Below are 20615 nucleotides of genomic sequence, written 5' to 3'. Positions count from 1 at the left end.
TCAACCATTGAGGACACACCATGACTTTAAAAACATCACTGTTATCAAAGCGCATTATGATGGTAACAGCTCTAGGCTCTGGCCTTTTACTGGCTGCCTGCCAAGAACAAGCTGACCTTAAAAAACCATTGCAAGCAAGTGAGACTAACTCTCTCAGTAGCGCACTAGTTGCTAAAGTGGACATTGTTAATCCATCTTCGTTTAAGCGCCCTAATGAGCCAATCTATCTTAGCTATTACGATTTAGGCCTAAGCCAAACTCCTGCTTTAACTGTAAAAACAGCGCAGCAAGTGTTACCTAGCCAAGCTGTAGATATTAACTCAGACGGTGAACTTGATGGTGTGTATTTTATTGTCGATTTAAATGATAAACCGATTGAAGTCACCATTACACAGCAAAGTAAACCAGTAATCACAGAACAAACAAAACGTGTTCAAGCTGATCTTGCCCATAAGCAAGGTGGTCAATGGCAGCCTCATTCTCGTCCGCCAAAACACCAAATTGGCACAGGCAAAAAAGAATATGTTGGTGGCAACTTCATAAATGTTCAAGAACTTTCCCCACCAGATTATTACACCGATCATTCAAACTGGATCCGATACGAAGGCCCAGGTATTGAGTCAGATAAAGTGGGCTATCGTTTTTACCTTGATTGGCGCAATGGCTTTGACATTTTTGGTAAATTAAGCGCAGCCCCCGTGTTACATACTGTTGGCCTTGATGGTTATGACTCTTATCATGACAAACAAGATTGGGGAATGGACATTCTCAAAGTCGGTAAGTCTTTAGGGGCTGGCGGATTTGGTTTGCTGGGTAGTAATGATGAGCTGGAACATGTCGCTGATGTGAACCAACGCACAGCGCGGATTATTGAGAATGGTGATTTACGCGCCAGTATCCAAATTGAGTATCAAGGCTGGCAAAACAGTTATCAACAGCAAGATTTAACCGCCAATATTAGTATGCATGGCGGCTCACGTTTAGCACATGTAGAACTGAGCACTGATAAAGACTTGTCTAATTTAGTGGCCGGTGTGGTCAAACACCCTGAGACTGAGTTTATTCAAGGTGATCTCGATGCAATGAGTAATTATGGCTACAGTTATATTGCCAGTTGGGGCAATCAAAGTTTAGATAAATCAGCTTTAGGTATGGCGGTTTTCTTTAAAAAAGGCGATGTTATTGACGTACGCCAAGATAGAAATAACTACCTTGCAGTACTAAAACCAAAAGGACAAAGTACACAGCATGCAGATTACTATTTTGCCTCAGTGTGGCAACCTGAAAGTGGTATCAACGATAAAGAAAGCTTTATTGAGTACCTTGAACAACAAGCTGAAAGATTGACTATTAAACCACGCATTACTTTGCATACCACAGTTACAGCAAAAAAAACGACGCAACCGCTTAATGATAAATTAGCCCTTGAATGGGCCCGCGCCCTTGCCGATTCAGAGCTGAAAAGAAAAACACTAGGCTACCATGACAATGGCTGGGATGTTAACCGTAAGCGCAGCCCAAAGTTTGAATACGACATTATCGGTTTACAACCTTATGCTTATTATCAATTAGGGCTGGCAACTGATGAGCAAGCTTATAAGGATGTGATTGCCAAAGTTACTGGCAGCTTTATTGATCAGCAAGGGAAAATCAGCGCCTATAAACAAAGCAATTTTAATATTGATAATATTCCACCCGGTCGCAACCTTATTCAGCTATACCAAGATACCCAGCAGCAACAATACTTATTGGCTGCAAAAGCTTTACGAGCACAATTACAGTTACAGCCACGTACCTCACAAGGCGCATTTTGGCACAAAAACAAATATCAACATCAAGTGTGGCTAGATGGCGTTTACATGGGTATGCCTTTTTTAGCCCAGTACGGTAGCTTATTTGAAACGGGCCACCAGCAACAAGAAACCTTTTCAGAAGTTGTAAACGAATTTAAGCTCACTCGCGAAGCACTACGCGATCCAAAGACAGGGTTGTACTATCACGGTTGGGATGAATCTAGACAGCAAGCATGGGCGAATAAACAAACCGGTGTTTCCGCAGAGTTTTGGGGCCGTGGTATGGGTTGGCTCGCTATGGCAGTGGTTGATGTACTCGATTACATCCCAGCAAAAAACACAGAGCAACGCGATACCTTACTCGCCATGGTAAAAGAGTTGGCCACTGATATAGCCAAAGTTCAAGATACTGATACCGGCACATGGTGGCAAGTTTTAGACAAACCAACGGCTTTAGGTAACTACCAAGAGTCAACTGCAACAGCAATGTTCGCTTACTTTTATGCAAAAGCACTTAATAATGGCTATATCGATGCTGATTATCAAGGCACCGCGCTTGCAGCGTATCAAGGTTTACTTAACCAATTTACATTAGTCCATAGTGATGGCACGGTGAGTATGACCAACCAATGCTATGTTGCAGGCCTTGGCTTTGGCCGTGATGGTAGTTATCACTATTATATGAGCGAGCCGGTCAGCAATAATGATCCTAAAGGAAATGGTCCCTTCATTCTAGCAAGCCTTGAAGTAGCTAAGCTTCTAGCTGGTAACAACTAACCAGTCATAGATTAGTCAGCCGGTAAGCAAAGTTCATCGCATTTTTGCTTACCGGCTAACACTCACTTCCCTTCAACAACATCAGCACACTAAGCTCATAAGGATTTATGATGCGTATAATTAAAACCAATAAAGACAGCGCAAATAAAAATATTATTTCATTTTTTATCTGCTGCTTATTCTGCTCAATAATGAATGTGTCTGCGCAAAATAATAACAACTCACTGAGCTATGCCGTGCAAATGGCTAACTCTGAGATGACTCGTAATCCACAGGCGTACACCATTGATTGGCGCACTGAACCGCGCTGGGACTACACCCATGGCTTAGTGTTACTGTCATTTGCTAAGCTCTATCAGCATCAACCAGAGCAACGCTATTTCAATTACATTAAAGAATATGTAGACACTTTAGTAATGGAAGATGGCAGTATTAAAACCTACGTAATGAGTAAATATAATCTCGACATGCTCAATGCCGGCAAGTTACTGTTTTTTATGTTTGATGAAACAAAAGACCGTAAATATCGCCTTGCCCTCGATACTTTATATGCACAGTTCAAATTACAACCTCGCACAGTTGATGGTGGCTTTTGGCATAAAAAACGCTATACCTCGCAAATGTGGCTTGATGGTTTATATATGGCAGCGCCCTTTTATGCCGAATATATCCGCCGTTTTAGAACAGTAGATCAGTATGATGATGTTATAAAACAGTTTGAATTAATTGAACAACATACTTATCGCAGTGACACCGCGCTACCTGTACATGGCTGGGATGAATCTAAACAACAGCGATGGGCAGATAAAAAAACCGGACAATCACCTAATCATTGGTCGCGCTCTATCGGTTGGTACGTTATGGCAATGGTTGATGTATTAGATCAACTACCGAATGATTACCCTAAAAAAGTGTGGCTATCACAGCGCTTTAATACATTAATTGATAACATGTTAAAACTTCGTTCTGACTCCGGTGTATGGTATCAAGTTACAGATAAAGGTGAATTACACGGCAATTATTTAGAGTCATCAGGCAGTGCTATGCTCAGCTATGCGATTGCAAGAGGTGTTAATCAAGGTTGCTTGTCTGATAGCTACCAAGCGATTGCAAAAAACACCTTTAATGCAGTAGTTAGCAACTTTATTAAACCTGAAGCAGATAACACCTTATCAATCCAACAAGTATGTGAAGTAGCAGGACTTGGCGGAAAACCCTATCGAGATGGCAGCTTTGCTTATTACATTAGTGAAAATGTACGTGCGAACGATCCTAAAGCAGTCGGGTCTTTTATTCTTGCTAGTTTAGAAATGGAGAAATAACCGATGTTAAGCAACAAATACTATTTCTATTTAGCACTGTTGGTTGTTTGCTTAAGTGGCAGCCAATGTTATGCAAAAGAGTCGCAATTACTATCGCCAACACACACTCAAAGTCCGTGGCAAACAGATCTAGGTAATGGCGAATATAAAAACCCAATCTTGCATGCCAATTATTCCGACCCAGATGTGGTTGCTGTTAATGGCGATTATTACATGACAGCATCTAGCTTCAACTCTGCACCTGGCTTGCCTATTTTACACTCTACCGATTTAGTCAACTGGCGCATAATTAATTATGCGCTGCCAATACAGCTGCCACAAGCCCACTTTGCAAAAGTACAACATGGCAACGGCGTATGGGCGCCCACAATCCGTTTTCATGATAATAAATTTTGGATTTTTTACCCTGATCCTGATTTTGGTATTTATGTAACCACAACAGATGATCCTGCTGGAACTTGGTCAACACCACAGCTTATTTTAGCGGGTAAAGGATTGATCGACCCGGCACCTTTATGGGACGACAATGGTAAAACCTACTTAATACATGTATGGGCAAAAAGTCGTGCTGGCTTTAATAATGTACTCACGCTACGTGAAATGAAAGATGACGCAAGTTGGGTCAGTGACAAATTCACACACATTGTCGATGGTACAAATCACCCTGGATATCGCACCATTGAAGATCCTAAATTTTATAAACGTAACGGTTATTACTATATTTTTGCGCCTGCTGGTGGCGTAGATTTAGGTTGGCAATCGGTATTTAGAGCAAAAAAAATTACCGGTCCCTATGAAGCCAAAATTGTCATGGCCCAAGGTAATTCAGTGATCAACGGTCCTCATCAAGGTGCGTGGGTTCACACCTAATTTGATGAGGACTGGTTTATTCACTTTCAAAGCAAACAAGCGTATGGATGGGTATCAAAACATCTTCTACTGGCGAGCAACAGCTAGTCTATGTGCACTGTTTTAATACGAGAAAAGGCTGTAAAGAAAGTATCGTAGGGCAACAACCACTGACACAACCTTATCTTGAACTAAAAGTCGTTCTACAACCAGGCGCCACAGCCATTTTTAGTTATAGCACCGCTACAAGTGCTGAGTTTCAAATTATTGGTGAACACTTCCAAGCTAAAAAAGGCCGCTGGGTAGGAGCTAAGTTAGGCTTATTTAGCCTGTCGCAAACTCCTGGCGCTAGCAGCTATACCGATTTTGACTATGCCCGTTACGACACTTTGGATTAAATGAATATGTTTAAACATCAAAAGTTGAACTTTATTGTCATATTATTGCTATGTGTTCAGCCCTGCATAGCAGCTGATTACACCGTTGCAAATACTTATAAAAAACTAATCAAACACTATCCACACATGCAGGTGCCCGCAACGACACTTCCTGACTCTGTCATCGCTCATAAAGCATTGGTTTACAAGCAAACTAAAAACAGTGCACAGACTTTAGATATTTATCAGCAAAAGCTGCAAACACAAACAGCGCCTTTGATCATATTGATCCACGGGGGAGGCTGGCAATCAGGCACCCCCGCATTAATGATAGCACTTGCAATTGCGCTGGTAGAACGCGGTTATATTGTTGCTGCGCCCAGTTACCGCCTCAGCGAGGAAGCGCCTTATCCTGCAGCAGTTGAGGATTTAGTAAGTGCGTTTCATTGGCTTAATAATAATGCTGCTCAGTATAATATAGACAGCACTAAGATTGCTTTATCGGGCGGCTCTGCAGGTGGCCAATTAGCCGCGCTGTTAGCTTACAGCGGCGGAATTGTGGGTAGCAGCGACACTAACTCGAAGCGATTTAATGTCCAAGCGCTGATCAATATAGATGGCTTAAGTGACTTCACGTCTTCTGAAGCACTACCTTTTGAAAACAACCCAGCCAAAGCCGTCACTTCAGCCAGCAAGTGGTTGGGGGGTAGGTATGAAACTATCCCACAGCGTTGGCGCGGCGCATCGCCTATTTTCTATATTGATAAAAACGCGCCTGCAACACTTTTCATTAATAGCTCAGTGCCACGCTTTCGTGCAGGTCGAGACAGCGCAATACAAAAGTTGCAAAAGTTACATATACCCAGTGAAGTTTACCAGTTCGATGATGCGCCGCATTCATTTTGGTTATTCCAGCCGTGGTTAACGCCTACAACCACCGTTATTGATGACTTTTTAACAGTACAATTTGCTAAAACTCATTGATCATTATTGTTGTTAAAATTAAAGTATTGATGGCTTAATGGTTATTTTAAGTCATCAAAGCTTTTACTTTCTTTGTTGCTAAGTGAATTTAAGTACTGCTGCAAAACCTGTGCTGTAGTTGCATTTTTTAATTGCGGCTGATGCTGTTTGAACCAGTCATCCGCAACACCATCTTCATTAGCATCAACGATTGCGGGAGCCCCTGTAAATTCCTGTTTATATGCATCCCAATTACCAATTAGCTCAAACTCATGATCAATCAAACCATTTTTCTTTATCGTGACACTATCAGTGAGCTGTTGATAAACAAGCGTATCAATACTGTCATGGAAATAGCCATGTGCATTACGACTTGCACCTATATGTTGCCCTTTAATGGCATCACTAAATGCTTGCTTTGCACTAACATAAACCATCGTTGTTTGCATGGGTGATGTAATAATTGCTTGATCACTTAACCACTGGCTATTTTCATCACGAATAGTGCGTTTTGCTTTAACCGCTTTGCGATAATTTACACCTAAATAATTATGCTCAGTCAGTTGTGGGTTATTCTCAAGTACATTACCCATAATATATGCCTGATTTTCTTTGATCTCTGGGGAATACCAAATATCAGCAAACTGCATGATCTTACTTGCTTTACCCGGCTTATAGTAATTATTGATCAAGTTAAAGCGACCATTTTCTGATCCATAAACATTATTATGTCCCCAGTTAAAAATAATATTATTGATAAGCTCAACAAACTCTTCATTTTGTGAATACGGTGATTTTAGCCTATGACCATTGAGCCTAGGAGTTCTACTGGCATGATTGGCAATTATATTATTAATAAAGCTCGCATTTGCCCCGCCCCAAATGCCACCATAACCATGATCGCCTTTAGGGTGAATTGAATGGCTTAAACTATGTGAAATAATTGAATCTTGTAACGTAAAGTTATGGTTATTATAAAAGCTCGCGGCTTCATCCACCGACCAACTCAATGAACAATGATCAATAATGACATTCTCACTATTACGCACCGTTAATGAATCATCAGCATAGCTAAATGTGCCTAAGCGAAAGCGCATATAGCGGATAATCACATTATCTGCGGATGAGACCGTCACAGGAGCACCAACAATGGCAATCCCACCTGGCGAACTTTGCCCCGCGATTGTTATATTACCATGAGATATTTTAAGTTCCCCTTCCAATTTGATCACACCCGATACCGCAAATACGACAGTGCGAGGATGTTTTTGCACAATTGCATAGCGAAGGCTGCCTGGTTGCGGCTTTTCTAAATTATCTTCCAATGTAGTCACTCTATAAAGCGTGCCATTAACTCCTCCTGTTGCGTATTTACCAAATCCTTTTGCCGTTGGAAAAGCCAATGTTGTATTGACTTGTGCAGAGTATAAATTAGTCGAAACAAAAACCGTCAACACAGTAATGATGCTTAGTATTACGATATTGAGATAGTTTAAATTATTATTCTTCAGAACTTGCATAATGTTCCTTGGCTATTTCGTTTTTAATGCTGGTTAAAATAAAAAATTGTCAATATGTAAATTGACAGTTTTATTAATACAGTGTTAACTTCATGTTATTCCACTTTGCCACCGGTGGCAAGCTTGGGATTTAAATCAACGGGAATCGCATATCTTGCACACACAATTAAAAGCCTGGAAAAGGAACAAAGATGAAGAGCATGAGACTAAGCACGATCGCAGCAGCATTAATGGTAGCTATGCCACTTTATGCACAAACGGCCGATCCTGTACAGCCAAAGGTAGAAAATAATACACAAAAAACCACAACCAATGCTGAACAAGAACCAACCAAATCAGCACAAATTGTTGAAGACGATATAGAAATAATAGCTGTAACGGGTGTTTACCAAGCTGATTTAAAAGCACGCGCTATGGAACGTGACAGCAAAGCGTTTAGCTCTGTGATTGCCACGGATGACATGGGTAACTTTGTTGACCAAAATGTTGCTGAGTCACTGCGTCGGATACCAGGTGTCACTTTAGAGCGCAGTGAAGGTGAAGGTAAATATATTGCAGTTCGGGGCTTAGGCCCTAAATTCGTATCGGTGAGCATGAATGGTGCAGAACTATCTGGTGCGGGTGATGAACGTAAAATTGGCCTTGATGGCATCACTAGTGATTCATTAGGAGCCATTGAAGTATTTAAAACCCTTACCCCTGATATGAATCTAAATTCGATAGGTGGAGCAGTAAACGTCAAAGCTATCTCAGCATATGACCGTGGTAAAAACACCCTAAAAATGAAGCTGCAAAATTCATACAGTGAACTCAGAGAAGAACACTCGCCGAAGTTTAGCCTTGATGGCACACAGCTATTCTTAGAAGAAAAAATAGGCGTTGGTTTTGCACTTTCTTATGAAGATAGGAAAAATCAAGTAGATGAGGTACGCCATCATAGCACTCGAGAATTAAACTTTTTACAAGGTGGCATTGGCCTCAGTGAAGAGCAATTAGGTGTGGCACCTGAAATATTGATCCCCGCGCAACTCGAAAACCGCCGTGAAATAGCTGACCGAACACGTACCACCGCAACTCTAAATGTTGAGTTTAAGCCAACCGCAAACAGTTTTTATTACATACGAGGTAACTACTCTAATTACACTGATGATGACGTCGCACAAAGAGAGTTTTATAACTTTTATAATGGCGACCAAGCAGATGAAATTATTTATGTAAATGCTGATACAAAAGAGTTTGTCCTGTCTGATATCGATATTTACAACCAATTTTTCATTCAGGAAGGTGAAACGACTACAACCAATTACAGTATCGGTGGTGAAAACTATATTACCGACACTTTACGCGTAGATTATGAATATGCGTATTCAAAAACAGATGATAAATCTGTGGGTGATCGTCGCGTGCAATTTCGTGAGCGTGAGAATATCGTCTACGGTCAAGCAACTAAAAATAATATTGTTGCACAGGTGCTTACTCCTGAAGAAGCTGCTGCCCTAGGTGGTTTTGCGTTAGATCCAGACAATGATGTTTTTGCCGGTGAAGCCGATGGTGATATCAGCGATTTATCAAATATGAAATACGACAACTTATTTATGGAAGACAGTGTACGCACTGATGAAGTCACAAGTATCAAGCTAAACTTGCAAAAAGACTTTGATATTGAGTATCTTAATTTTATTAAAATTGGTGGTACTTACAACGAACGCGAACATTTCCGCGATAAAGATCGCTGGAGCTATGCAATAAACCCACTCGATTGTGGAACGGATGAAACCTGTATTACCGTCGCCAACTCAAATGTTACTGATTATAACTTTGCGGTTCCTGAAGGTGGCTTATTTAGCTATCCTTTTGTTAGCAACGAAGACCTTGAGTACATAGTTGACTCAACTAAAATTACGCGCGACAGTGCCACCGGTGGCGAGGTGTCAATTGACAGCACCAAAGAAGACTATACCTTATACGAAGATACCTACGCAGCTTATATTATGACTGAGCTGCAGCTATCAGAGCAAGTCAGTGTTATTACCGGTGTACGCTATGCGCATACTGAGTTTTCTTCAACTGGTTTTATGTCGCTTGAAAACGATGACTGGGATTTTGGCAATGACAAAATGCTTGATTTAGCAATCCCACTACCTGAATCGTCAATTACCTATAGTGAGTTTTTCCCGAGTATTCATGTTCGCTATGAGCCGAGCGATCAAATTTTGGTACGTACTTCATTATGGACCAGTTACACCCGGCCTTCTTTTAAACAAGCTCGTGGTTTTGCTAAGTTTGATGACGACATAAGCCTATGCAATCCAACAACGAACAACTGTTACAGCTCGCCAGATGGACAGAGCGCCATTGACCTTCAAGGTTATATTTTAGGACCCGATAACGCAGTACAAGTTGGTAATCCTAATCTAGTAGCCATGACATCTGACAACTTTGATGCATCATTTGGCTGGTATCCATCAAAAGAGTTATTTATGGAAGCTGCGGTATTTTACAAAAATATCGATAACTTCATCGTCGATGTCACCGGTATTCAAATGGGGATAGACGAATTACCACTGACTTTACCAGTTAATCAAGTGTCTGACTTTGCAATTCCACAAGATCTTGTTCTTAATCAGGTCGATATAACTTTAAACGGCGATAAAGCGACTGTTTATGGTATTGAATTGAGTTACAACCAGTTCTTTGAGAATGGCTTATTTTGGCAAAGTAATATGACATTTGTAAAAAGTGAAGCTGAGCTCGATGCCACTATTCGTCATGATAAAATGCCACTGCCTGGTCAGGCTGACGTTACCGGTAATATTGCGGTGGGCTGGGAAGATGAGTCATTCTCATTGCGTCTAATTAGTAATTACCGCTCAGATATTCTTGAAGAGGTTGGCTCTTGTCCCGTATCAGCTTCTGTATCAGACCCACATACCTGTAAGTCATGGGCTGATATCTACCAAGACGATATCTTAACCTTTGATATGAAAGTGAAATATGACTTTACGAAAAGCCTCAGCGTGTATTTTGACGCGATTAACTTAACCGATGAATCAGATTTACGTTATTTCAAAGGTAATGATTTATCCGGTGGTGAAATCCTCTATCAACGTGAAGATTATGGTCGTACGTTCCAGTTAGGTATGAATTATAAGTTTTATTAACAGCTACTAATAATGAAAAACGTTAATTTCACACACAATTAACGCGTTAATGACGCGCTTTCATCCTTGGAGGGATGCATGAATAATACAATAAAAATACCATCATGTTTGCTGATCACCGCGATTTTAGCAGGCTGCGGTGAAGAAAGTTCTATCAATGTCAAAGAAGCCCCGTTACCACCAGTGCAAGGGGTGTTTGTTGACAGCCCTGTTGCAGGTTTAACTTATAATAGCCCATCGGTTACTAATGGCGTAACCACAGCTGATGGACAGTTTGATTACTTTAGGGGGGAGGCTGTCGTGTTCTCCATTGGTGAGCTTACCTTCCCTACAGTTGCCGCAGCAAATGTGCTTACGCCACTCGCTGTATTTTCAACCGATACAGTATTTCATCCAGCAGTTATTAATAGCTTGCGCTTATTACAATCGTTAGATGTTGATGGCGATCCAAGTAATGGGATTACCATTAGCGCACAGGCGGCACAAGCAGCACAGATGACGCTTGGTGAAGGACAAACAGTTACTGATTATTTCAGTAGCGACGAGTTTGAGGCGAACGTTAATGCGTGGCTCGCTGATGCAGGCTCGGCTAATACAGCGTTAGTGCCTGCTGATCAGGCTATTGTGCACTTTGTTGATTTTATTTTTAAGCAATACAACAGCACGCAACCTTTAGCATTTAATACTGCCGATTTTAGCGGAACAATGTATAACCCATTAGTGCAAGGCAGTGAGGCAAGTATTGCACAGTTGATATTAACGCCCGTTGATGAAGCAAACCTTAGTGGAACATTCAGCCAAGTAGTGGATGGTAGCGAAACAGTAACAGGCAATTATTCGTTTTTATTTGGTAATCGCGTACTTGCACTGACCTCAGGTGAAGGCGAATCAGCTACCACTGAGTATATAATTTCTCGTTCCCATAATACGGTTAATAATACCTATAGTGTTTGTGCCACCAGCGATCCAAGTGCATTGGCAACACTGGTGCTTACTTGTGATAGTAATGATGATGCTAAAAACAATATTTTAGTGTTCTCCGAACAACAAGCTCAAGAAGAGTTAGTTAAACTCAACGATTTAGCTCAGCAAGCTGGTTTAGCCTTAATTGAAGAGTTTGATACTGACACTGAAACATTTTTCTCATCGAGCTATAAAAGCTTATCGGATGAGCAAGGCAGCGGCCCGTTATATTTTAAAAGTGGCGGTAGTGCAAAAATTGACGATGTAGCAGGCCAACTAATTCTTGAAGGCGACCGTATTACCATCGGTAATACCCTGCCCGGCAAAGAATCAACAGCGACTGATAGCTCAGGTGTGGGGATTTATAATTTAAGCGAAGGGTTTACCATTAGCTTTGATGTTGTTTCTCATAATAGTGCTGGTGGATTATCGCTTTATGTTGATAATAATACTGCCAGTCAAAGTAATTCAGTGCATGGTGGCGCTTCAAAGTTTTATGGTAAAGACATAAACGAAACCAACACCCCTGCAGGTCAACGGTTTTCATATACCTACATTCCAGGCGAAGATGTAAATACTGGCCCTGATCTGACTCATGTCGATGCCCGCGGTATTTTAAATCCTGAGATTAAAAATTCATATTTCCAAATACGTACAGACTCTGCGGCAATGATTGTCATTGATAATTTAACTATTGAAACGGTGGCGACAGATGTGCCAGATGTTGAACCGCCCGTTGAGCCACCCATTGATCCGCCTATAGAAGGTGAGATCCCAACGGTAGAATTACCAATCACCACTGACTTTACCACGCTCACTGCAGATATTTTCTCTGTTGATCATCAAAAAATTATTGATGCTAACGGCGATGAAATCCCCATGTTTAGCAAAACAGGCGGCTCAGTCACTGTGATTGATACTGGATTAGAACTCAATGGAGGTCGTTTCACATTAGGTAACACCACCCCAGGTATTGAAACAGCAGCAACAGATACCACCACCAGTGGAGCGCTGGATTTGTCTCGTCCGTATCAAGTGGTGATGGATATCGTCAGTGTGAGCGACCCTGAAGGGGATAATAAATTCCAAATCTATGTGGATAACAACTCATCAAGCAGCTCTAAATCAATCCATGGTAATGACTCACGTTTTTATAATGAATTGATCAACTCGCTTACTGCTGGTCAAACTTTAACAGTTCCAGGCCAACTTGCGACTAAAAATTCATTTTTACAGCTACGTACTGAAACAGGTGGCACTGTGGTTATCAATAACCTCAGAGTTGAGTATGTTAAAGATCCATCAGTATTTAGCTGCGCAGATGCGCCAGAGCTGTATTTTTGTGATGACTTTGCCAATGGTGATTTAACTAATTGGCAAATTTTAGCCAAGCCAGATAACACTGAAGCCCCAATGGGTGAGTTTGATGTACTCAACATTATGGGTAATAACATGATGCGATACACCGCAGGCGGTGCTGGTGGCGAGCTAATTTTGGCAACCGAAGAAGCTATGGCAAACGTGCCTGCTACGGGCAACTATTTTGTTGAAGCGAAAATTCGCCCACGTCAGAACTCTACAACAGCCTATAAGCAGATCTTTTTGATGGCACGCTATTTAAATGCCGGTAACTGGTACGCTGGTGGCTTAAATGTGCAAAACTCATCAAGCAGTACCCAAGTGGAAGTTGCCGTTAGTAGCGAAGGATCAATTTCGCGTCCAGTACAAACAAAATCACCAATCTTACTCGGTGAAAAAGGCGCTACAGAAGATGGCGTTTGGTACACCACTCGATTTGAGATGATTGATGATCAACTTACCGTATACTTAGATGGTGAGAAAATGGGCTCTGCGACTGATACCAGCTATACAGCGCGTGGCTTAATTGGTGTGTTTACGAATAATCGTTCGTTTGAAATTGATGATGTAAAAGTGGGCGACCCTAGCATCAAGCCAATTCAGTTAACCCTTGATTACAAAGAGCCTAATTGGGATACAAGTACCAGTATGGATCCATTGTTGATCAACGTTACAGCGATTAAAAACGACGGTATCACAGCCGACACCTACACGGTCACTTCAAGCAATGAAGCAGTGGTGAGCGTTACAATCGATGCAAATACGATCACCCTTACACCGATTGCTGCAGGCGATGCAACGGTCACGTTTGTATCGGGTTCAGATCCAAGTATTACGCGTACTATTAAAGTCTCTGTTGCAGAAGGCTTTGTTATGCCAACCGCTGACTATGGTGACTTAACAGATAAAGTGATGCCAGCGATTGCTAGCGATAACCAATTTGTTGATACCCAGTTATCGCTTACTTTTGATAATGCCCCTACGTTTGGCAGTTTAGGTGAAGTACGTATTTATAAACAAAACGACAACTCCCTTGTTGATACCCTCAAAGTCGGTAAAAATGTCGATGTGATTGGTTACACCGGCCAAGATAGATTGCGCTCTGTGTACTACTACCCACTCACGATTGAAGGCAATACCTTAACCATTAAACCGCATAATAATTTGCTTGAATATGGCCATACCTATCGTGTTGTCATTGGTGATGACGTGGTACTAGGCGCACAACTAAACGGTGATGATTTTATTGGCCTCGGTGATAACAGCCAATGGACGTTCACCACTAAAGTAACAACGCCTGCAGGCAACCAGGTACTAGTTGATGATGACGGTGTTGCTGACTTTAGAACCGTGCAAGGTGCACTTAACTTTGCAATGGCAAGCCTTTCTAAAGATGAGCAAACTATCATTTCAGTCAAAGATGGTTTCTACAACGAACTGCTGTTCTTACGTAATAAAAATAACGTAACAATACAAGGACAAAGCCAAGACAATACTATTATTAAGTACGAAAACTACGAAACTCTGAATATTGGCTCAGGTGGCAGTGCGCCAGTAGGTTCAGGCACACCGAACGGTGGTCGTAGTGTATTTTTAGTTGAAGGTGCCGATATGTTGACTCTCAACAACCTAACATTGAAAAACACCCATTTGCGTAACAAGGCTGATGAAAATCAAGCTGAAACGATTTACTTTAATAGTAATGGTCGTTTAGTGGCTAATAATGCCAGCTTTATTAGCGAACAAGATACCCTATTACTTAAAGGTTACACTTGGTTTTATAATAGCTTAGTTGCAGGTAATGTTGACTTTATTTGGGGCTACCCGGTCACTGCATTATTTGAAGACAGTGAAATTCGCACCATTGGTGACTCCAAAGATGGTGATCCAACTAAAGACTCATCAGGTGGTTATGTGTTACAAGCCCGCGTACCTGTGCAAACAGATCCTGGCTTTATCTTCTTAAATAACCGCTTTACTCATGGCCCAGGACCAATTGGCAATGATGTGTTAGATAATTCAACCTATATTGCGCGCAGTGGTGGTAGTGGTAGTGATAGCTACTTTGATAACATTACGCTTATCAACAATAAGTTTGACACTCACATTGCAACCTCAGGTTGGTCATTAAACAAGGTTCCAAATCCTGAAATTGCAACGGCTACCAGTGGCTGGCGCGAGTATGGCAGCATGGATTTAGCAGGTAATGCCCTTGATTTAAGTGCCCGTGTTGGCGGTTACATTATGCAAGACAGCGACGTGGTTAACTTACTTGAGCGTAACGCTATTTTTGCAAGCTTTAATGATGGCCAAGGTTGGACACCTGAACCACTCGCTATCCCAATCTTGCCAGATGAGCCAATTGCAATAACACCGGTGAATAATAGTCTGGGTTTTGCTGGTTATAATTTTAACCTAACCGGTGGCGAAGGTGGAACAGTAGTGACCGTTGATAATGGCACAGCGCTTAAATCGGCTTTAGCACAAGCAAAATCATCAGGTGTTCCAGTGACTATTTATGTCGATGGTGTCATTACTGATGCAAACAGTGGCGGCGATAATTCTTCTATCGAAATTAAAGATATGGATAATATCTCAATCATTGGTGTGGCAGATCGTGGTGAGCTAAGTGGTATCGGCATTGCTATTCGTCGTGCTAATAACATCATTATCCAAAACTTAAAAATCCATGAAGTACTTACCGGCGGTAAAGATGGTATTTCGATTGAAGGTGATGAAAATAAACCTACCGCGAATATCTGGATTGATCATAACGAACTATATTCATCGTTAAATGTTGATCAAGATTATTATGATGGTTTAATCGATTCTAAATCGGGTGCTGAAAACATCACCATTTCATATAACTATATTCACGATAGTTGGAAAACATCGCTACATGGTCACAGTGATGATGACTCAAGTAGCAACAAAAATCGCCATATTACATTCCACCATAACCGCTTTGAAAACATCATATCGCGGGTTCCTTTATTTAGATTTGGCTTTGGCCATATATTCAATAACTATTACAACAATATCACCTCTAGCGCGATTAACTCACGAATGGGCGCAGAGCTACATATTGAGAATAACTACTTTGAGCATACTAAAAATCCTGTGGTCTCTTTTTACTCAAAAGTAATTGGTTATTGGAATACCTCGGGTAACTACCTAGGTGAAGGTGTTACTTGGGGTGATGTGGCTGACGGAGATGTGGCTGCAGAGGTTACTGCCACTGGTATGACACCCACCAGCTCATACCAAGCACCTTACGAGTATAAGTTAACACCAGTAATGGATGTTAAAGCGCATGTTATTGCCCATGCCGGCATTGGTAAAACGGATCAAAGCGATTTAGACATCCCTGACATTGCAGCGCCAAGTGAACCACCTGTTCAAGAGCCGCTTGGGTTACCCTTTACTGAAAATTTTGCTGCAGCGAATACGGACGAGTTTTTTAGTAATAGTTATCGTGACTTATCGGGCTTAGCTGGATCTGGTACGCCGCTGTTCCACCGTGTAACAGGCGCTATTGATGTATCAGCAAGCCAATTAACCATGACAGGGGCACGCATTAGTATAGCGAATACTACCCCTGCGGTTAGTACAACCTCAGCAGATGCAAGCACCACGGGGTTACTTGATTTAAGTAACAGTTATCAAGTGAGCTTTAAAGTCGTGACTGTAGCAGGCAATACTACAAAAAGCTTCCAAATATATGTAGATAACAACACCTCTGGTAGCGCTAATTCAATCCACGGTGGTTCATCGAAGTTCTACTCAGTACAGCTTCAAGACTTAGTCCCAGGTCAAACGTACACCGTCGATGGGTTGGTAGCCACAGCTACCTCATTCATCACTCTCAGAACGGAAAGTGAAGCAACTATCACATTGGATGAAATAACCATCCAATAGTTGTAATGGGAGAAGCCAAGCGCTGCTTTCACACAATTTGATAGTTACCAATACCCTCGCCCCGTACAGCAAGGGTATTTTTTTATCCATATCATTCCTTTCTCTTTGTGCAATAAAATCTTCAAGTTAATAATTCACAAAGAGATTAACAGGCGCTGCGGTTAAAGAGCGAGGGCATGAAGTTAACGTTATTAAATTGAGTTAGTAATTTTTCAAGTACGACTGCATAGATGCAGGAGATAGAGTAATGCAGGAGCAATTGCCAAGAACACCCTATCAAAATTTCTGCCTTGTTATCACTGTATTTATCTGTCGCTATAAATGGTCAGTAACTTAATACGATTAATATCAGGCGGTGCTTACAGCGCTCAAAATGTTCCAGATATTAAAAACGAGCGCTATGCATTTTATCCTTTAGGCAGCATATCGGCCGTTTCGTTTAACACCGATATTTCATGCTCTTTTATCAAAGGTGCTCCTCAAATTTAATTAACTCATGAATTAAATCAAAAAATTATCATTGGATTACGGGTAGGAGTAAGCGCCATAGTGTCAGTAAGACGCTTTGTATGCCTGTAACAAAAATATTATGAGAGGGGGTTAATCGGACTATTTAGCGCATCTGTTGGTAGATTCACGCTTCACTAAATAAGGGGTGACTACGTCATCTAATTTAATTTTTTCACTTTGTGTCGATTGGCTTTTATTGATGAGTTTTTGCACCGCTAAACATGCCATATTTTGTACCGGTCTTCGAATAGTCGTTAGCGATGGAATGATCCTTGAAGCCAAAATATTATCATCAAAACCTGCCACTGATAGCTGTTCTGGTACTTTGATATTTAAATTACTGGCAACCCGTAATACCCCCGCCGCCATTTCGTCGTTGTTAGCAACAATGGCCGTTGGTCTTGGTTCAGTGCTTAACAACGTCATAGCGCATTCAATACCACTTTCGTAACTATTTTTTCCTTCAATAATACGATTTCCAGGCAGTTGCACATTACATTGTTGCAGTTCAGCTAAAAAGCCGGCTAAGCGTTCGATTGAAGAACGATAAACTTGCGGTCCAGAAATAAAACCAATGTCTTTATGGCCAAGTTCAACCAAGTAGCTGGCCATTTCTTTCATTGCTTCGCGTTCGTCTGAGACCACAATGTTATCAGCATCATCTAAATCTACCGATGCTAAGCGCACATAAGGACAACCAGCTTCACGAATTGCTGCAGCTAACTCTTTGTTCTCAGATACTGGCGGTAAAATAATCACGCCATCAAGCTTAGAGCGAGAGATAAATGACAGGCAATCATCAATAAATTCAGCTCTTTTAGAGTAACTAGGATGAACAACCAATTCATAGCCAAGTTCAGAGCAGACGCTTAATGCACCTCGTTGCACCTGATCAATATACAATGCATCGGGGTTATCATAAATTAAACCTAATAAGTAAGAACGACTCGATGCCAGCCCCCGTGCTTGTTTGTCAGGAGAAAAACCAACTTCGCTGATAATTTTAAGCACTCGCTCCCGCGTCGCTTCACCCACAGCGGGAGAGCGGTTGATCACACGTGAAACTGTGCGCTTTGAAACACCGCACAGCTTAGCTACATCATTAATCGTTACTGACATAAAAGTTCCTATTTAGGATGATTGCAAAGTTTAACACTAACCGTAGATCCATAGAAGTAGTTAGTCAGCTCTTGTTATACATTGACTACTTTGATTTAAAAGAAAAATGGAGCTGTAGAGCTCCATCACAGATTTGTTTGATTAAGTTGATCTAAACGCTGATAAATAAATTATCCTAAGTTCAGGTTAGTTACTCGATTAAACCAAATAAACGCGGTAACGTTTCACTGATTGCCGGTACATATGTGACCAACATCAAGACTAAAAACATCACAGCATACAACGGCATCATTGGCCTAATTATTTTATGTAACGATGTTTTCGCCACCGCACAACTGACAAACAGCACACTCCCAACTGGCGGAGACACCAAGCCAATTGATAAGTTTAATACAATCATAATACCAAATTGAATCGGCGACATACCAAATTGCTCAGCTACCGGTAAAAAGATCGGTGTAAAAATCAATACCGCAGGTGTCATATCAATAAACGCGCCAACCAAAATTAAAATCAGGTTGATCAACAACAAGATTAAAATCGGATTATCACTGAGTGTTAAAAAGAACTCACTGACCAGCTGTGGAATATGTGTATATGACAATAACCACGACATGCCCGATGACGCGGCAATGATCAGCATTACAATAGCCGTTGTTTCACAAGCTTTTAGCAATATAGCGGGCATTTCAACTATATTGATTTCTTTGTAAATAAATACCGACAGTACTAAAGCATAAATAACGGCAATAGCGCCTGCTTCAGTTGCGGTAAATACACCGCCAATAATGCCGCCAATAACAATAAAAATAAGCAATAAGCTTGGCAAAGCTGCGAGTATTTTTTTCATCACAATGTTAAATGGCAGTCTTGCTGTTACAGGGTAATTGTTGCGAATAGAGTAAATAGCGCAAACAATCATCAACGCTAGCCCCACTAAAATTCCCGGTAAGTAGCCAGCAATAAATAATGCCGCAATCGACACCCCACCACTGGCGATGGCATAGATAATTAAAATATTACTCGGTGGTATTAACATGCCCGTAGTGGCTGCACTTGCGGTAACCGCCGCAGCAAAACTAGCACTGTAACCATGTTTTTTCATTTCTGGCACCATAAAACTACCAATCGCCGATGTGGCTGCAACGGCAGATCCTGATATTGCACCAAATAACATGCACGACATTACATTTACGAGTGCCAAGCCGCCGGGTAAAAAGCCTATCATCGCCATAGCACATTCAATCAGCCGTTTAGCAATACCGCCTTGGCCCATTATCAATCCTGACAAGATAAAAAATGGGATTGCCAATAATGCGAAACTATCAATGCCACCGGCCATTTGCTGGGCTATGGTCGTGGTGGCAGGCGTAAAATCAATGTGCATTAATAACGCTGCTAATGTTGATAGCGCAATACACAAAGAAATAGGTACATTGATAAATAACAATACAAAAAAACAAACGATTAAAACAATTGCTGTTGAGTCCATTACGCTTGCTCCGTGAATGTTTGCTGTGCATAATTGATGAGGTTTTCAATGCAATTAATCACAATCAACACCCCGCTCAGCGGTAAAACGATATACACATAACCCATGTTGATCTCAAGCGCCGCTGACATTTGCTTTAATTCAAAGCTCAACATCATCAATTGGCTGCCGCCATACACTAAAATACTTAACGCCGTGATCAGCACGCAGATTTCGATTACAAATGAACACTTATACCTAAGTGACGGGATCATTTTTTGATAAAAAAGATCAAGCCCTAAATGTGCTTTGGTGCGATACGCATACGAAGCGCCCAAGACACCAATCCAAATCAGGATAAAACGCGCTAACTCTTCGGTGTATGAGCTCGGTGCACGTAAAATAAATCGTGAAAATACTTGCCAACAAACAACGGTTACAATTGCTATCATGGCCAAAATCAGTAATCGCTCGATGATGCGATTTAAGTGTGTGTTGAGTTGTCGCATTGTT

11 protein-coding genes are annotated in these 20615 nt (G+C 41.3%); 7 read left to right on the top strand and 4 right to left on the bottom strand.

The window, feature by feature from the left end; translation table 11 throughout:
- Positions 1–20 precede the first annotated feature (20 nt).
- The 5 genes from H5115_RS00750 to H5115_RS00730 all read left to right on the top strand — a co-directional run bounded on the left by H5115_RS00750 (position 21) and on the right by H5115_RS00730 (position 6102).
- Positions 21–2570, top strand: a complete 2550-nt coding sequence (locus tag H5115_RS00750; protein WP_182753087.1) for a glycoside hydrolase family 88 protein — start codon at positions 21–23, stop codon at positions 2568–2570.
- A gap of 110 nt (positions 2571–2680) precedes the next feature.
- Complete coding sequence (locus H5115_RS00745; protein ID WP_182753085.1) at positions 2681–3892, top strand: glycoside hydrolase family 105 protein; 1212 nt, start codon at positions 2681–2683, stop codon at positions 3890–3892.
- 3 nt (positions 3893–3895) lie between these two features.
- Positions 3896–4762 carry a glycoside hydrolase 43 family protein gene (locus H5115_RS00740; RefSeq protein ID WP_182753083.1) on the top strand — a complete coding sequence of 289 codons (867 nt, stop codon included), beginning with the start codon at positions 3896–3898 and terminating at the stop codon, positions 4760–4762.
- A 47-nt stretch (positions 4763–4809) separates the two neighbouring features.
- Complete coding sequence (locus H5115_RS20095; RefSeq protein WP_182753082.1) at positions 4810–5139, top strand: hypothetical protein; 330 nt, start codon at positions 4810–4812, stop codon at positions 5137–5139.
- A 6-nt stretch (positions 5140–5145) separates the two neighbouring features.
- Positions 5146–6102 (top strand): alpha/beta hydrolase, encoded by a 957-nt coding sequence (locus H5115_RS00730; RefSeq protein WP_182753080.1) that lies wholly within the window; start codon positions 5146–5148, stop codon positions 6100–6102.
- Between the two features lie 41 nt (positions 6103–6143).
- Here H5115_RS00730 and H5115_RS00725 read toward each other — a convergent pair whose 3' ends face one another.
- Positions 6144–7601, bottom strand: a complete 1458-nt coding sequence (locus tag H5115_RS00725) for a polysaccharide lyase family 1 protein (RefSeq protein ID WP_182753078.1) — start codon at positions 7599–7601, stop codon at positions 6144–6146.
- Between the two features lie 191 nt (positions 7602–7792).
- Here H5115_RS00725 and H5115_RS00720 point away from each other — a divergent pair, with 191 nt between their 5' ends.
- A complete protein-coding gene (locus tag H5115_RS00720; RefSeq protein ID WP_182753076.1) occupies positions 7793–10762 on the top strand; it encodes a TonB-dependent receptor in 2970 nt (989 codons plus the stop codon).
- A 78-nt stretch (positions 10763–10840) separates the two neighbouring features.
- The gene (locus tag H5115_RS00715) at positions 10841–17002 is read left to right on the top strand and encodes a pectinesterase family protein (RefSeq protein WP_182753074.1); all 6162 of its coding nucleotides are present in this window, start codon (positions 10841–10843) and stop codon (positions 17000–17002) included.
- A gap of 609 nt (positions 17003–17611) precedes the next feature.
- Here H5115_RS00715 and H5115_RS00710 read toward each other — a convergent pair.
- The 3 genes from H5115_RS00710 to H5115_RS00700 form a co-directional block, all read right to left on the bottom strand.
- On the bottom strand, positions 17612–18631 hold the full coding sequence (locus H5115_RS00710; protein ID WP_024609071.1) for a LacI family DNA-binding transcriptional regulator: 1020 nt from the start codon (positions 18629–18631) through the stop codon (positions 17612–17614).
- A 190-nt stretch (positions 18632–18821) separates the two neighbouring features.
- Positions 18822–20123, bottom strand: a complete 1302-nt coding sequence (locus H5115_RS00705; RefSeq protein ID WP_182753072.1) for a TRAP transporter large permease — start codon at positions 20121–20123, stop codon at positions 18822–18824.
- Entirely contained in the window at positions 20123–20611 is a 489-nt protein-coding gene (locus H5115_RS00700; protein ID WP_182753070.1) for a TRAP transporter small permease, read from the bottom strand. Before H5115_RS00700 ends, H5115_RS00705 begins: the two co-directional genes overlap by 1 nt.
- Positions 20612–20615 lie beyond the last annotated feature (4 nt).

It is taken from the genome of Pseudoalteromonas sp. SR44-2 (assembly GCF_014163745.1).
Classification (GTDB): Bacteria; Pseudomonadota; Gammaproteobacteria; order Enterobacterales; family Alteromonadaceae; genus Pseudoalteromonas; species Pseudoalteromonas distincta.
The sequence above is the reverse complement of the archived record's forward strand: the minus strand, read 5'-3'. Positions and strand labels throughout refer to the sequence as shown.

Bases quoted from the DNA above. Each gene is read 5' to 3' on its own strand.
- H5115_RS00750 (WP_182753087.1), top strand. From the start codon at position 21: ATGACTTTAAAAACATCACTGTTATCAAAGCGCATTATGATGGTAACA.
- H5115_RS00745 (WP_182753085.1), top strand. From the start codon at position 2,681: ATGCGTATAATTAAAACCAATAAAGACAGCGCAAATAAAAATATTATT.
- H5115_RS00740 (WP_182753083.1), top strand. From the start codon at position 3,896: ATGTTAAGCAACAAATACTATTTCTATTTAGCACTGTTGGTTGTTTGC.
- H5115_RS20095 (WP_182753082.1), top strand. From the start codon at position 4,810: ATGGGTATCAAAACATCTTCTACTGGCGAGCAACAGCTAGTCTATGTG.
- H5115_RS00730 (WP_182753080.1), top strand. From the start codon at position 5,146: ATGTTTAAACATCAAAAGTTGAACTTTATTGTCATATTATTGCTATGT.
- H5115_RS00725 (WP_182753078.1), bottom strand. From the start codon at position 7,601: ATGCAAGTTCTGAAGAATAATAATTTAAACTATCTCAATATCGTAATA.
- H5115_RS00720 (WP_182753076.1), top strand. From the start codon at position 7,793: ATGAAGAGCATGAGACTAAGCACGATCGCAGCAGCATTAATGGTAGCT.
- H5115_RS00715 (WP_182753074.1), top strand. From the start codon at position 10,841: ATGAATAATACAATAAAAATACCATCATGTTTGCTGATCACCGCGATT.
- H5115_RS00710 (WP_024609071.1), bottom strand. From the start codon at position 18,631: ATGTCAGTAACGATTAATGATGTAGCTAAGCTGTGCGGTGTTTCAAAG.
- H5115_RS00705 (WP_182753072.1), bottom strand. From the start codon at position 20,123: ATGGACTCAACAGCAATTGTTTTAATCGTTTGTTTTTTTGTATTGTTA.
- H5115_RS00700 (WP_182753070.1), bottom strand. From the start codon at position 20,611: ATGCGACAACTCAACACACACTTAAATCGCATCATCGAGCGATTACTG.